Raw genomic sequence first — 13,191 nt, forward strand, 5'->3', positions numbered from 1 at the left:
GGACAAGCCAATTGGAAGGGGCAGGATGGCACGCAGGAATACCAACAGGCGCGTTGGCATCGCCGACGTCGCGGAGAAAGCGGGCGTGTCGCACGCCACCGTGTCGCGCGTCATGAACGGCAACGCCGCGGTGGACCCCGGCATTGCCGAGCGCGTGCGTGCAGCTGCCGCCGAGTTGAAGTACCAGCCCAATCCTGTGGGCCGCAGTTTGGCGCTGGGCAAGACGGACACCATCGGCATTGTGGTGCCGGACCTGGCCAATCCCACCTTCCAGGCCATTCTGCGCGGCTTGAGCATCGCTGCCGCCCAGGACGGCTACCGCGTACTGATCGCAGACTCCTCCGAAGTGACCAGCGAAGAAGCGATCCTGGCCGGAGAGGCACGGCGGCGCTGTGACGGCGTGGTGCTCTGCGCACCCCGCATGCCCGATGCCGAACTTGAAGAACTGGCACCCACTCTCCACCCGCTGGTCCTGATCAACCGGACCACCATCAACACCACCACCCCGAGCCTGAGCGTCGATTATGGGCAAGGCATCCAGGAACTCGCCCAACACCTGGTATCCCTGGGCCACCAACGGCTGGCATACCTGTCAGGCCCGGAACACAGCGCCTCCAACCGCCAGCGGCTGGTGGGGCTGGCGCAGTTCCGCTCGGACCATCCGGACATTGAGCTCCAGATGCTGCATGGCGGCTCGAACTTCGATTCAGGCCACGACTCCACGGAAGCCATCATCGCCAGCGGTGCCACAGGCATCCTGGCATTCAACGACCTGGTGGCCATGGGCCTCCTCAGCGGCCTGCATGAGCGTGGCATCAGGGTGCCGGAGGACATCTCCGTCACGGGCTTCGACGATATCCCGTTCGCCAAATACACCACTCCCCCGCTCACCACGGCAGCGGTCCCCATCAACGAGCTCGGCAGCCTGGCTTGGCGCAGGATGCGGGAACAGATCCAGCAGGGCGGCGAAACTCCCGCCCTGCAGCAGGATGAGTTCGCTCCCCGGATGGAAATCCGCAAGAGCACTGCCGCCCCGGCATTGAAGTCAGTTTGAACCCAGCGAGTTGGCACTTAATGGCAATGCCCACGTGGAACATTGTCATCAAGTGTCATCTCGGCGAGGGATTGGCATCCACTCCGGCCTCCGTGTAGAAGCCCCGGATGTGGGCGGCCACAAGCTCCGCTGCCTTGCCGCCGTCGTTTGCGTTGACGGCAGCGAGGATGGCGCGGTGCTCAGCCCGAAGCCTTCCTGACGTGGCGCTCCAGTCCGGCAGGTTGCCCGTGAGTTCCCCGGCATAGTTCTCAATGGCCCCGCGAAGGGAGGCCATCATGGCACTGACCACCGCATTGCCTGCCGCCCGGGCCAGGGCCACATGGAACCGCGCATCGAGAGCCAGGAACGACTCAATGTCCGAAGCCTCCTCCATCTGCGCCAGCATGTCCGCAGCCTCGTCCAGCGCGGGCCCGCCGGCCTGCGCACGTTCGGCAGCCCACGATTCCAGGAGGACGCGGGTTTCCACGATGTCTGCGACCGGGAAGTGCCTGGTGGCCACGTGCAGTCGGAGCGTGGACCCCAGGGCCGACCCCGGTTCGGCAATAACGATGGTGCCTGCGTCCTTTCCCGAGCCCACCCCGGCCCGGACCACACCCATCGCCTCAAGGATCCGGACGGCCTCGCGGACAGAGGTCCGGGAAACCTGCAACTGTTCGGCCATGGTCCTTTCGCCGGGCAAGCGCCCTCCGAGGGCCAGTTCGCCGCTGGACAGCTGCTTCTCGATCCATTCGAGGACAAGTTCGTGCGTACGCATACCGAAATAGTAGTTGATGTGGTCAGACCACATGGCCTACAGTGTGGTTAGACCACACGAATTCAAGGGAGAACCGCATGACCGACACCCTCGATCCCAAAATCACCGCAGCCCCCGCCGACGCCGGCAGCGACCAGAACGTCAGCCGCGCGCCGCAGCCGGGTCCCGCCGTCGTACAGCCTCCGGCCCTGAAGCGGCGCGTTCCCAAGGTGTCGGACCTGGCCCCCTTGATGCAATTCAAGAAGCCCGAATTCAGCAAGGCTGCGCGGCTCAAGCGGGCAAGCACCATCTGGGACCTGCGGGATATGGCAAAGCGCAGGACCCCGCAAGCGCCCTTCGACTACACGGACGGTGCAGCGGAAGAGGAAATCACCCTGCGCCGGGCACGCCAGGCTTTCCAGGACATCGAATTCCGGCCGGGAATCCTGCGCAACGTCTCCAGGATCGACCTCCGCACGGAGATCCTCGGTCAGGAATCCAAACTCCCGTTCGGCATCGCACCCACCGGGTTCACGCGCATGATGCAGTCCGAAGGTGAGTACGCAGGCTCGCAGGCCGCCGAGGCTGCCGGCATTCCCTACACCCTGTCCACCATGGGCACGGCCTCGATCGAAGACGTCGCCGCGGCGGCGCCGAATGGCCGCAATTGGTTCCAGCTCTATCTGTGGACGGACCGGGACCGCTCCCTGGAACTGATCGAGCGGGCCGCTAAAGCGGGCAACGACACCTTGATGGTCACAGTGGATACGGCAGTGGCCGGTGCCCGCCTGCGCGATGTCCGCAACGGCATGACCATCCCACCGGCGCTGACGCTGAAGACCGTGCTGGATGCGTCCTACCGGCCGGCCTGGTGGTTCAACTTCCTGACCCACGAACCCCTGACCTTTGCTTCGCTGTCGCGTTACACGGGCACCGTGGCCGACCTGATCAACTCCATGTTCGACCCCACCCTGACCTATGAAGACCTCGACTGGCTGCGCGAAACCTGGAAGGGCAAGCTCGTGGTCAAGGGCATCCAGACCGTCGAGGATGCGCGGAAGGTGGTGGACCACGGCGCGGACGGGATCGTGCTGTCCAACCACGGTGGCCGTCAGTTGGACCGCGCCCCCATTCCGTTCCACCTGCTGCCCGAGGTCTCGGCTGCGCTGAAGGCGGACAACAGCAAGGCCGCGGTCATGCTGGACACAGGCATCATGAGCGGCGCCGACATCGTGGCAGCCCTGGCCTTGGGCGCGGACTTCGCCTTGATCGGCCGGGCCTATCTTTATGGGCTCATGGCCGGCGGGCGTGAGGGTGTGGACCGGACCATCCAGATCCTCGAAAAGGACATGACGCGGACCATGGCACTGCTCGGAGTCAGCAAGGTAGCGGACCTTACCCCGGATCACGTCCGCCTGCTCCAGCGCTAGCCCAACCAGGTCGCAGTTAAGCGCGTTTAGACGGCTCTAAACGCGCTTAACTGCGACCCAGTTGGGTGCCAGGAGCGTTAGATGAGGCCCTGCGCCAGCATCGCGTCGGCAACCTTCACGAAGCCACCGATGTTGGCACCCACCACGTAGTTGCCAGGGGCACCATATTCTTCGGCCGTCTCTGCGCAACGGTCGTGGATGCCCACCATGATCTCGGTGAGCCGCTGCTCAGTGTGTTCAAAGGTCCAGGAATCACGGCTGGCGTTCTGCTGCATCTCCAACGCGGAGGTTGCAACGCCGCCCGCGTTGGCGGCTTTGCCCGGCCCGAACAGGATGCCTGCGTCCTGGAAGATCGACACGGCCATCTGTGTCGAAGGCATGTTCGCGCCTTCGGCCACGGCGATCAGCCCGTTGCTGACCAGCTTCGCGGCAGCATCGCCGTCGAGCTCGTTCTGCGTCGCGCAAGGGAGCGCAACGGTGCCGTTGACGTCCCAGACGGAACCACCGGCGACGTAGCTGGACCCCTGGCGTCGGGCGGCGTACTCGGTCAGGCGGGCGCGCTCAACTTCCTTGACCTGACTCAAGAGCCCGACGTCGATCCCCGCCTCGTCCACGATGTAGCCGGCCGAGTCGGAGCAGGCCACCACGGTCGCCCCGAGCGACTGTGCCTTGGCAATTGCGTGGATGGCCACGTTGCCCGAACCGGACACCACAACACGCTGGCCATCGAAAGACGTCCCGCGGGTCTTCAGCATCTCCTGCGCGAAAATCACCGTGCCGTAGCCGGTAGCCTCCGGCCGGACCAGCGAACCGCCCCAGGAAATTCCCTTGCCCGTGAGGACACCGGATTCGTACCGGTTGGTGATGCGCTTGTACTGGCCGAACAAGTAGCCGATCTCGCGGCCGCCCACCCCGATGTCACCGGCAGGAACGTCGGTGTATTCGCCGATGTGGCGGTACAGCTCAGTCATGAACGACTGGCAGAACCGCATGATTTCGGCGTCCGAACGGCCACGGGGATCGAAGTCGGAACCACCTTTGCCCCCGCCGATCGGCATGCCGGTCAAAGCGTTCTTGAAGATCTGCTCAAAGCCGAGGAACTTCACGATGCCCAGGTAGACGGACGGGTGGAACCGCAGCCCGCCCTTGTAGGGTCCGAGCGCGGAATTGAACTCCACACGGAAACCGCGGTTGACGTGGACACGTCCGGCGTCGTCGGTCCACGGGACGCGGAAGATGATCTGGCGCTCCGGCTCGCACAGGCGCTCCAGGACCGCGCCCTCCAGGAACTCGGGATGGCGGTCATGGACCGGCCCCAGGCTTTCGAAGACCTCGGTGACGGCCTGGTGGAATTCCTTTTCGCCCGGGTTCCGCGCCAATACGGTGTCCCGGACGGCTTCCAGCCTCGAATCCATGACTTTTCCTATCCACTAGTGCGCCGACCCGCGGCGAGACGATCCAGTCCCGCTCATGGTTGCACCAACGAAGGTAGGATCTCCATCCGATGGCTTTGTGACCCCGGCCCGGGGAGTTAACACAACTGTCCAAGAACCCCGGAAACACAAGGAAACAGGAAGTTAACAAAACCTCACAATGTGGTGAGGATCACGTTAGGACGCTATCGCTTCCGTCCAAATTTGGGGAGGTTGGGAAGGTTGGCCAGCAGGTCCGCGGCCCTGGTGGCTGCCCGGCCTACCGTGCGTCCGATCTGCTGCGGCACAGTGTCGTCCGACTGCAATTCCAAGGAAACGGGGGTCTCACCGGCCTGCGCTACGACCGCCTGGCTCAACGCTTCCGGACGAACGTCGGCAGCTTGGGCGGACGGTTGGTTCGCAAGCGCCGGGGCTGCCGGATGGATATCGGAAGCAGCCCCTGCAACAGGCGCGACGGCGGCGGGAGGCTTGGGTCCGACGTCGAACGTTTCCAGCCAGGAGGCGACGCCGGCAAGGGGCTTGGGATTCAACGCGTAGTAGCGCTTCTGGCCCTGGGCCCGCATGCTCACGAGGTCGGCCTCGCGAAGCACTTTGAGGTGCTTGGAGATCGTGGGCTGGCTGGCCTCCAGTTCCGCCACCAGTTCGCCTACTGCTTTGTCCCCAGAGCGGAGGGAGACCAGGATCTCGCGCCTGGTTGCCTCAGCAATGACGGCAAATACGTCGTCAGTCACCATGCCTCCCACCCTAGCGACATATACGCCAAAAGGCATCACTGTTTCCGTCGGCGACGAAGCAAAGGATCGTTGACCACTCCCCCGGCCGGTGCTACAACGAAAACACGGTCTGTCCGGGCTCCCAGGCCCCGGCCGCCCAACGCACGGGGTGCATGGCAATGACTGACTTGTTCCGGCGCCACATCTTCAACATCATCGCCGCAGTGTTCCTGGCCCTGTTTGTCCTGGTGTGGGCCACCGTCCTGATCCGTGTGGGCACCTGGGTACCTTCCGGTGGCGCAGAACGGCCGGAACTGAACGGCGCCCTGGTCACGGCAGCGGGGGTCCTGTCGACATCCCTGAGTTCGCTGACGGCGTCGGCACTGGGCTTCACGATCTCGGAAGTCAAAAGGGACAGCGCCGCGGCCGGCGAGCCGAACCAGCTGGTCAGTCCGGGCGCCGTGGCAACCCGGCTTTCAGGCAGGGTGATCTTCGCCATCATGGTCTACATGACCATGGGGATGCTCGTGCTGGTGGTGTGGCTTTTCAAGGGACAAGCATCGACCGACCTGATCGGGGCGTTCGCCCTCTCGCTCCTGGGCTGGCTGGTGGGCGCAGCCGGGGTGGTGTTCCAAACCGAGGAAAGCTAGGCGCTCAGTCGAACCAGGGGTCCAGTCCGTACAGCGGGAAGACTTCCTTGCGCGTGGCCATCACGGTCCGGTCAACCTGGTCCGCCGGGTCATAGCCGACCTCCCAGGAACGCCACCAGATGTCCACGTCGTCACCCATCAGCTCCGGGGTCTGGGCGCCGTAGGCTTCCCGGACGTAGTCGCGCCAGGCCTGTGGAACCGGTGTCTTCAGGGGAACCGGACGCTGCGTCACCATACCTATCAGGTGGGTCCACGCCCTGGGGACGACTCCCGTGATGTCGTAGCCACCGCCGCCGGTGGCGATCCACCGGTTATCGCAGTGCTTTGCGGCCAAGCCCCCGACGGCGGCAGCCGCCTCCCGCTGTCCGTCAACACTCAGGTTGAGGTGCGTCAGCGGATCAAGACGGTGTGAATCGCAGCCGTGCTGGCTGACGATCACTTCCGGAGCGAACGCCGACACGAGCTGTGGCACCACCGCGTGGAAAGCCCGCAGCCACGCAGCGTCACCGGTGAACGCCGGAAGTGCCACGTTGACCGCCGTTCCCGGCGCATCGGGGCCGCCGGTTTCGTTGGCGAAGCCCGTCCCGGGGAAGAGGGTGAGCCCGGATTCGTGCAGCGATATGGTCATGACCCGGGGATCGTTCCAGAAAATGCTTTGTGTCCCGTCACCGTGATGAGCGTCGACGTCGATGCTGACGATCCGCTGCACACCGCCGTCGAGCAATCGCTGGATCGCAAGCGCGACGTCGTTGTAGACGCAGAAGCCGCTGGCCCGCTCCCGCGACGCATGGTGCATTCCGCCGCCAAAGTTGACGGCCCGCACGGCCGTGCCGTCCAGGATCGACTCGGCCGCCACCAGCGAGCCGCCGGCCAACCGCGCGCTGGCTTCATGCATGCCCGCGAACGCGGGATCGTCCTCGGTCCCCAGTCCGCGGTCCTCTTCAGGTTCCAGCGGATCATCGCTGACACGGCGCACAGCCTCCACATAGGCGCGGCTGTGGACAGTGAAAAGCTCGACGTCGGAAGCCACCCTGGGTGCCTCGACCGCCACGTGGCTGTGGTCGAAGAGTCCCAGGGACCCGGCCAGGCGGGCCGTCAGCTCCAGCCGTTGCGGAGCCATGGGGTGCCCTGGACCGAAATTGTAGGCAGTCATGGCCGGATCCCACACCACCGTCGTTGGCAGTGCGGAACGGGTAATGCTGGAAGCAGTCATCCCAGGCCTGGAGTTCACCCTGAACAGGCTACCCGAGCCCGTGCGGCCCCAGCGCCGGGTTACGCCGGGCGAATAGTGGTTTACTACGTAGGAAAGTATGTTCAACCGAGGAAGATCGCCATGTCCCAAAGCCAGTCGCGGTCCCGGACCCCGGCCAACTGGCAACCCGGCCAGCCCGAGCGTGAGGGTCTGTGGATCTTCACCCGCGCCCGGGATTTCATCGACAACATCGCCAATTCCTCCCCTGCACGCCTGGCGCTGGTGGCCTTCTCCATGGTCATCCTGCTCTTCACCGGGCTTCTGTCCCTCCCCGCCTCGGCGGCATCGGGTGAAACAACCCCCCTGCACCAATCCATGTTCACCGCCGTATCCAGTGTGTGCGTCACGGGGCTGACCGTGGTGTCAACGGCCACGCACTGGTCCTTCTTTGGGCAGCTGGTGATCCTGGTGGGCATCTTCGTGGGCGGCCTTGGCACACTGACCCTGGCCTCGCTGCTGGCCCTCATGGTGAGCAAACGGCTGGGTGTCCGGGGTAAGCTCATCGCGCAGGAAGCCATGAACAACGCCGGCAGGCTCGGCGAAGTCGGTACCCTGCTGAGGATCGTGATCATCACCTCTGTGGTCATCGAAGCCGCCCTGGCCCTGGCCCTCATTCCACGGTTCATGGTCCTGGGCGAACCTTTCTGGCAGGCGGTGTGGCACGGAGTCTTCTATTCGATTTCGGCCTTCAACAACGCAGGGTTCACCCCGCATTCGGACGGTATCGTGCCGTACGAGACCGACCTGTGGATCCTGGTCCCCTTGATGCTCGGAGTCTTCCTGGGCAGCCTGGGCTTTCCGGTGGTCATGGTCCTGCAGCAGAACGGCCTGAACTGGAAGAAGTGGAACCTCCACACCAAGCTCACCATCCAGGTGTCGTTCATCCTGCTGGTGGCGGGAACAGTCCTGTGGGGGCTCATGGAGTGGGACAACCTGCGGACCATCGGGCATATGAGCCTGGGCGATAAGATCATCCACTCCCTTTTCGCATCGGTCATGACCCGCTCCGGCGGTTTCAATCTGGTGGACCAGAACCACATGGAATCAACCACCATGCTGCTGACCGATGCCTTGATGTTTGCCGGCGGCGGCTCGGCGTCGACCGCCGGCGGAATCAAGGTGACCACCATCGCCGTCATGTTCCTCGCCATCGTGGCCGAAGCCCGCGGCGACGCCGACGTCAAGGTCTATGGCCGCACCATCCCACAGGGCACCATGCGGGTGGCCATCTCGGTCATCGTCGCCGGAGCCACGTTGGTTTCCGTCGCCGCTTTCCTGCTCCTGTCCATCAGCGGCGCCTCACTGGACCGGGTGCTCTTCGAGACTATCTCCGCCTTTGCAACCGTGGGACTGAGCACCAACCTCAGTGCCGAGCTGCCGCCGTCGGGCGTTTACGTCCTGACCGCACTCATGTTCGCCGGCCGCCTGGGCACCGTCACCCTGGCCGCAGGCCTGGCCCTGCACCAACGCAGCCAGCTGTACCACTACCCGGAAGAGAGGCCAATCATTGGCTAGTAACACAGGGGCTGCCCCCAACCGGCCAGCCCACAATGCGCCAGTGCTGGTGATCGGCCTGGGCCGTTTCGGGTCGGCAACGGCCGAACAGCTGGTCAAGCAGGGCCGGGAAGTCCTCGCGATCGAACGGGACAGGTCGCTGGTCCAGAAGTGGGCACCCGTGCTGACCCACGTGGTGGAAGCCGACGCCACCAACATCGATGCCCTGCGGCAGCTGGGCGCGCAGGAGTTCAGCTCGGCTGTGGTGGGTGTCGGCACGTCGATCGAATCCTCCGTGCTCATTACGGTCAATCTGGTGGACCTGGGTATCCAGCACCTGTGGGTCAAGGCCATCACGCCCTCCCACGGCAAGATCCTCAGCCGCATCGGCGCCAACCACGTGATCTACCCCGAGGCCGATGCCGGAGTCCGTGCGGCGCACCTGGTGTCCGGGCGCATGCTGGACTTCATCGAGTTCGACGACGACTACGCGATCGTCAAAATGTACCCGCCCAAGGAGACGGTCGGCTTCACGCTGGAGGAATCCAAGGTGCGGTCCAAGTACGGCGTGACGATCGTGGGCGTGAAGACCCCGGGTGAGGACTTCACCTATGCCCGTCCGGAAACCAAAGTGTCCGGGCACGACATGCTGATCGTGTCCGGACACGTGGACCTGCTGGAGCGCTTCGCCGCACGCCCCTGACGTGGTGCCTGGCTAGCCGAGCTGCTTGGTGATTTCGGCTGCCCGGGCGGCTGCGGCGCGGGCGCCGTCGGCGATGATCCTGGGGATCCCGCCGTCGTCGAAAGTCGCGATGGCGCGCTCAGTGGTGCCGTTGGGGCTGGTGACGGCGACACGCAGCGAGGTGGGGTCTGCTCCCGGCTCGGCGAGCATGAAGCCTGCACCGGCAACGGTCTCGCGGGCGAGCATCACGGACAGTTCAGCGTCCAGGCCGAGCTCGACGCCGGCCGCGGCCATGGCCTCGGCCAGGTAGAACGCGTACGCCGGTCCGGAACCGCTGATCGCGGACAACGCATCAACCTGGTCCTCGGGAACCTCCACCACCTTGCCGGCACCGGCCAGGACGGCCTTGGCCTTCTCCAGCTGCTCCGGAGTGCAGGATGAACCAGGCGTGACGGATACGACGCCGCGGCCCAGCTTTGCGGGCGTGTTCGGCATGGTGCGGATCACCGGCTGCCCTTCCGGAAGCGCTGCTTCGAGCTGGGCGATGGAGACGGCAGCGGCGACGCTGACCACGATTGTGTCCTTGGACAGGGCCGGGCTGATTTCGCGCGCAAGGTCAGCGATGCCCACCGGCTTCACTCCCAGGATGACCAGGCTGGAGCCTTTGGCAGCGAGCTTGTTGTTGTCCGGATCTTCTTCGCCGGCGATCGCCATCACGCCGTGCCGCTGGGCGAGTTCGTCCGCCCGCTCTGCGCGGCGGACGGTGGCAACGATGTCGGACGGGTCCGTTCCGGCGGCCACCAGGCCGCCCAGAATTGCCTCGTTCATGGATCCACAGCCAAGGAATGCGATTCGGTTGGTCATGGATCCATCATTGCAGTTGGCTGTCGGGGCGGTCTAACGCCTTCCGGATGACGGATTCCCAGCCAGTTCCCAAGATTATTGCAGGCGGCACCCAACCTTGCTTTGTAACTTGGTAAGTACCTCATTGAGGGTGCGAGTGATGAGGCGGGCATGGGGATGTCCGCCAGCAGCACCGGTGGCCGGGGCGGGTTTTCCCCCATTTCCCGATCCGGCCGCCGGTGCTTTCGCTTTTAATGGACAGCCCGGACGGACCCCGCAATCCTGAAGGCGATGGGGCCCGTCTTAAGGCCAACTGCCCTTAGCTGTCCAGGCTGCGCACCAGCGGAACGCTCAGATGCTGGCGCGCAAACCGCAAGGTTTCCGCGAGCATCTCCTCACGCTCCCCTGTCACCTTGGCTTTCCGGGTGGAAATCTCAGCCACCACGGCGCCATTGAACCCGTTCGAAGCCAAGTGCTGCAGGACATCGGCGCACTGCTGCGTTCCTGTTCCGGGAACCAGGTGTTCATCCTTGCCGGAGCCTGAGCCGTCCGTCAGGTGGACGTGCCGCAGCTTGCTGCCCAGGGCCTGGACTGCTTCCAAACTGTTGGCCCCCGCAGTGGCGGCGTGCGAGAAATCCCACGTGACGGCGTCGTAATCCTGGTTCAAGGGGTCCCAGTGCGGAAGGTACGCCACCGCCTCCCGTCCCCGGACCCGCCAGGGGTACATGTTCTCCACCGCGATATGCACCTGGTAGGTGGCAGCAATATCGCGGACGCCCTGGGCAAAGTTCTCTGCGTAATTGGACTGCCAGCGGAACGGCGGGTGAACCACCACGGTGTCACAACCTACCTCCGTGGCCATCTGGCAGGACCGCTCGATCTTGTTCCAGGCCGAGCCCCACACCTGCTGGGTCAGCAGGAGGGTGGGCGCGTGGATGGAAACGATCGGTTGCTTGTACCGATGGCTCAACTGCACCAGCGCGTCAGGATTCTGGCTCACGGCATTGTTGGTGACCATGACCTCCACGCCGTCATAGCCGAGGTCCTGCGCGACGGCGAAGGCGTCGTGGACGCTCAACGGGTAGACGGACGCGCTGGACAGCGCCACAGGGATGCGGTGGCCGTTTGCTTGGGGCTCGACGTCGGCACTCATCTCAGGAGGCCACCCCGCCTGCCACCGGGGTGGCCTCAACGGCGGTGGTATCCACCGCGGTATTGTTCACCGGGACCGGAATGGGCGTGGGGGCCGGAGTATTCACCGGCACCGGGTTCTCCTCCGTGGCTGGCGTGTCCGTGTGCTTGCCTGCTTTCTTTTTCGCCTTGTCCTTCTTGCGTTTACCGACGTGCGGCGCCGGGTCGAGTGCTTCCTCGAAGACCAATTGATCCAGTCGTCGCAGGATCAGCCCCTCCCGGAGCGCCCACGGGCAGATCTCCATCTTGGGGAACTCGAAGAGCTCCAGGGCGGCCTCGGCCACCAGGGCGCCAGCCAGCAGTTGGCGGGCCCGGGCGTCGGAAACCCCCGGTAGGTACAGCCGGTCCTCCACCGTCATGGCCGAGATGCGCTGCGCCCAGAGGCCAAGGTCGGCGGCGTGCAGTTCCCGCTTCACATAAGGGCCGGCGGCACTGGGTGCTGCCCCAGCGATACGGGCCAGCGACCGGAATGTCTTGGAAGTACCCGCCACCAGGTTGGCCCTGCCCAGCTGGTGGAACGTCGGAACCACGGGCTTCAGCGTGGATCGGATGTAGCGGCGGAGTTCCTTGACGCTTTTCGCCGTTGGCGGATCGTCGTGCAGCCAGTCCCTGGTCAGGCGGCTGGCACCCAAGGGAACTGACGTGGCAATTTCCGGCAGTTCGTCCGTTCCAAAAGCCATTTCAAACGACCCGCCGCCGATGTCCAGGTCCAGAATGGGACCCGCACCCCAGCCGTACCAACGACGCACTGCGAAGAACGTCATGGACGCCTCCTCGCTGCCCGTCAGTTCCTGCAAGGTCACGGTGGTTTCGTGCTTGACCCTCGCCAGGACCTCGGCACCGTTGGTCGCTTCCCTGATGGCCGAGGTACAGAACGCGAGCAGGTCTTCGGCTTTGTGGCGGGCGGCAAACTCCCACGCCTCAAGGACGAATTCGATGAGTTCGTTTTGTCCGGCATCGTTGATATTGCCGTCGCCGTCGAGGTACTGGACCAGGGACAGGGGCCTCTTGTGCGAGGCGAACGCCACAGGGCGCGCGCCGGGATGCGCATCCACAAGCAGCAGATGGACGGTGTTGGAACCGATGTCTAGAACGCCAAGACGCATTCTGCCATTATTCACCGATTCGAAGCCTGCGAAGCAACTTGGCTTGGACGTTTCGCGCTGTTGCGCATGTCGCTCCGCCTGCGTTCCGGTTATTCCCCGGACTCCCCGACCTCGTCCGCCCGCTTGAAATCGCGTCGGATGTTGGCGATGCCCTCGGGGTCGATTTCGAAGCCGTATTCGCTGCCCGGATTGATGACCAGGCCCAGTTCGTCCCCGATGTTGCCCAGGATGGCCGAGCCCATGGTGCCGAGCACGTTCGGGGCCGCTTCCAGGAAACGGGCGTCCACCCGGCTCGGGTGGCTGAAGACTGCAAGGACGGGGTTGCCGTCGGCGTTGGAAAGCACCAGAGGCTCCACGGAGGAATCGGGTCCCTCTACTGCTTCCGGGCTGACCAGGTAAACCTCGTTGTTCAGGAAGGCGAGGATAACGTCCACCGGATTGGCGTCGGGGTTGTCAGCCAAGGCGAGCTTGGCCTCGAGGTCGTTCAGGGGCTGGTTGTCCGGCGTAGCCGTCTGTTCAGTCATGCTTCTACTCGACCATGATGCCGGCCGGGACGCAATTCACCGGAATGGCGTCCCGGCACGAATGCCGGGTCCGGACAGCCGGCGTG

The 13,191-nt window shown here is 64.6% G+C and carries 14 protein-coding genes; 6 read left to right on the forward strand and 8 right to left on the reverse strand.

The window, feature by feature from the left end:
- Nucleotides 1-25: 25 nt before the first annotated feature.
- Nucleotides 26-1,054 carry a LacI family DNA-binding transcriptional regulator gene (locus ACUYMZ_RS16645; protein ID WP_442424701.1) on the forward strand — a complete coding sequence of 343 codons (1,029 nt, stop codon included), beginning with the start codon at nucleotides 26-28 and terminating at the stop codon, nucleotides 1,052-1,054.
- A 55-nt stretch (nucleotides 1,055-1,109) separates the two neighbouring features.
- Here the strand turns inward: ACUYMZ_RS16645 and ACUYMZ_RS16650 are convergent, their stop codons facing one another.
- Nucleotides 1,110-1,808 carry a FadR/GntR family transcriptional regulator gene (locus ACUYMZ_RS16650; RefSeq protein WP_481604633.1) on the reverse strand — a complete coding sequence of 233 codons (699 nt, stop codon included), beginning with the start codon at nucleotides 1,806-1,808 and terminating at the stop codon, nucleotides 1,110-1,112.
- Nucleotides 1,809-1,885: 77 nt separating this feature from the next.
- On the opposite strand from ACUYMZ_RS16650, the gene ACUYMZ_RS16655 reads away from it, so the two are divergent.
- Complete coding sequence (locus ACUYMZ_RS16655; RefSeq protein WP_481604635.1) at nucleotides 1,886-3,217, forward strand: alpha-hydroxy acid oxidase; 1,332 nt, start codon at nucleotides 1,886-1,888, stop codon at nucleotides 3,215-3,217.
- A gap of 77 nt (nucleotides 3,218-3,294) precedes the next feature.
- Here ACUYMZ_RS16655 and gdhA read toward each other — a convergent pair whose 3' ends face one another.
- A complete protein-coding gene (gene gdhA / locus ACUYMZ_RS16660) occupies nucleotides 3,295-4,632 on the reverse strand; it encodes an NADP-specific glutamate dehydrogenase (RefSeq protein WP_481604637.1) in 1,338 nt (445 codons plus the stop codon).
- Nucleotides 4,633-4,835: 203 nt separating this feature from the next.
- Nucleotides 4,836-5,384 carry an ArsR/SmtB family transcription factor gene (locus ACUYMZ_RS16665; RefSeq protein WP_481604639.1) on the reverse strand — a complete coding sequence of 183 codons (549 nt, stop codon included), beginning with the start codon at nucleotides 5,382-5,384 and terminating at the stop codon, nucleotides 4,836-4,838.
- A gap of 158 nt (nucleotides 5,385-5,542) precedes the next feature.
- Between ACUYMZ_RS16665 and ACUYMZ_RS16670 the strand changes: the two genes are divergently transcribed.
- Nucleotides 5,543-6,013, forward strand: coding sequence for a hypothetical protein (locus tag ACUYMZ_RS16670; protein WP_426003943.1), 471 nt, complete (start codon nucleotides 5,543-5,545; stop codon nucleotides 6,011-6,013).
- Between the two features lie 4 nt (nucleotides 6,014-6,017).
- Here ACUYMZ_RS16670 and ACUYMZ_RS16675 read toward each other — a convergent pair whose 3' ends face one another.
- Complete coding sequence (locus ACUYMZ_RS16675) at nucleotides 6,018-7,226, reverse strand: acetoin utilization protein AcuC (RefSeq protein WP_481605913.1); 1,209 nt, start codon at nucleotides 7,224-7,226, stop codon at nucleotides 6,018-6,020.
- On the opposite strand from ACUYMZ_RS16675, the gene ACUYMZ_RS16680 reads away from it, so the two are divergent.
- From ACUYMZ_RS16680 to ACUYMZ_RS16690, 3 genes are read left to right on the forward strand one after another with little or no spacing between them, the layout of a single operon-like run.
- The gene (locus ACUYMZ_RS16680; protein WP_426007640.1) at nucleotides 7,165-7,302 is read left to right on the forward strand and encodes a hypothetical protein; all 138 of its coding nucleotides are present in this window, start codon (nucleotides 7,165-7,167) and stop codon (nucleotides 7,300-7,302) included. The genes ACUYMZ_RS16675 and ACUYMZ_RS16680 overlap by 62 nt on opposite strands.
- Nucleotides 7,303-7,346: 44 nt before the next feature.
- On the forward strand, nucleotides 7,347-8,780 hold the full coding sequence (locus ACUYMZ_RS16685) for a TrkH family potassium uptake protein (protein WP_426003944.1): 1,434 nt from the start codon (nucleotides 7,347-7,349) through the stop codon (nucleotides 8,778-8,780).
- 43 nt (nucleotides 8,781-8,823) lie between these two features.
- Nucleotides 8,824-9,462 carry a potassium channel family protein gene (locus ACUYMZ_RS16690; protein WP_364164415.1) on the forward strand — a complete coding sequence of 213 codons (639 nt, stop codon included), beginning with the start codon at nucleotides 8,824-8,826 and terminating at the stop codon, nucleotides 9,460-9,462.
- Between the two features lie 12 nt (nucleotides 9,463-9,474).
- Here ACUYMZ_RS16690 and proC read toward each other — a convergent pair whose 3' ends face one another.
- The 4 genes from proC to ACUYMZ_RS16710 form a co-directional block, all read right to left on the reverse strand.
- A complete protein-coding gene (proC, locus tag ACUYMZ_RS16695; RefSeq protein ID WP_426003945.1) occupies nucleotides 9,475-10,305 on the reverse strand; it encodes a pyrroline-5-carboxylate reductase in 831 nt (276 codons plus the stop codon).
- A gap of 298 nt (nucleotides 10,306-10,603) precedes the next feature.
- Nucleotides 10,604-11,437 carry a sugar phosphate isomerase/epimerase family protein gene (locus ACUYMZ_RS16700; RefSeq protein ID WP_481604642.1) on the reverse strand — a complete coding sequence of 278 codons (834 nt, stop codon included), beginning with the start codon at nucleotides 11,435-11,437 and terminating at the stop codon, nucleotides 10,604-10,606.
- Between the two features lies 1 nt (nucleotide 11,438).
- Nucleotides 11,439-12,581, reverse strand: a complete 1,143-nt coding sequence (locus ACUYMZ_RS16705) for a Ppx/GppA phosphatase family protein (protein WP_442424697.1) — start codon at nucleotides 12,579-12,581, stop codon at nucleotides 11,439-11,441.
- Between the two features lie 89 nt (nucleotides 12,582-12,670).
- Nucleotides 12,671-13,105 carry an SseB family protein gene (locus tag ACUYMZ_RS16710; protein ID WP_426003948.1) on the reverse strand — a complete coding sequence of 145 codons (435 nt, stop codon included), beginning with the start codon at nucleotides 13,103-13,105 and terminating at the stop codon, nucleotides 12,671-12,673.
- Between the last annotated feature and the right edge of the window lie 86 nt (nucleotides 13,106-13,191).

It is taken from the genome of Arthrobacter sp. T572 (genome assembly GCF_056780115.1).

Excerpts from the sequence above, each read along its gene's own strand:
- ACUYMZ_RS16680 (WP_426007640.1), top strand. The coding sequence starts at position 7,165 with ATGGCCGGATCCCACACCACCGTCGTTGGCAGTGCGGAACGGGTAATG.
- ACUYMZ_RS16700 (WP_481604642.1), bottom strand. The coding sequence starts at position 11,437 with ATGAGTGCCGACGTCGAGCCCCAAGCAAACGGCCACCGCATCCCTGTG.
- ACUYMZ_RS16685 (WP_426003944.1), top strand. The coding sequence starts at position 7,347 with ATGTCCCAAAGCCAGTCGCGGTCCCGGACCCCGGCCAACTGGCAACCC.
- ACUYMZ_RS16710 (WP_426003948.1), bottom strand. The coding sequence starts at position 13,105 with ATGACTGAACAGACGGCTACGCCGGACAACCAGCCCCTGAACGACCTC.
- proC (WP_426003945.1), bottom strand. The coding sequence starts at position 10,305 with ATGACCAACCGAATCGCATTCCTTGGCTGTGGATCCATGAACGAGGCA.
- ACUYMZ_RS16665 (WP_481604639.1), bottom strand. The coding sequence starts at position 5,384 with ATGGTGACTGACGACGTATTTGCCGTCATTGCTGAGGCAACCAGGCGC.
- ACUYMZ_RS16705 (WP_442424697.1), bottom strand. The coding sequence starts at position 12,581 with ATGCGTCTTGGCGTTCTAGACATCGGTTCCAACACCGTCCATCTGCTG.
- ACUYMZ_RS16655 (WP_481604635.1), top strand. The coding sequence starts at position 1,886 with ATGACCGACACCCTCGATCCCAAAATCACCGCAGCCCCCGCCGACGCC.
- ACUYMZ_RS16645 (WP_442424701.1), top strand. The coding sequence starts at position 26 with ATGGCACGCAGGAATACCAACAGGCGCGTTGGCATCGCCGACGTCGCG.
- ACUYMZ_RS16675 (WP_481605913.1), bottom strand. The coding sequence starts at position 7,226 with ATGACTGCTTCCAGCATTACCCGTTCCGCACTGCCAACGACGGTGGTG.
- ACUYMZ_RS16650 (WP_481604633.1), bottom strand. The coding sequence starts at position 1,808 with ATGCGTACGCACGAACTTGTCCTCGAATGGATCGAGAAGCAGCTGTCC.
- gdhA (WP_481604637.1), bottom strand. The coding sequence starts at position 4,632 with ATGGATTCGAGGCTGGAAGCCGTCCGGGACACCGTATTGGCGCGGAAC.
- ACUYMZ_RS16670 (WP_426003943.1), top strand. The coding sequence starts at position 5,543 with ATGACTGACTTGTTCCGGCGCCACATCTTCAACATCATCGCCGCAGTG.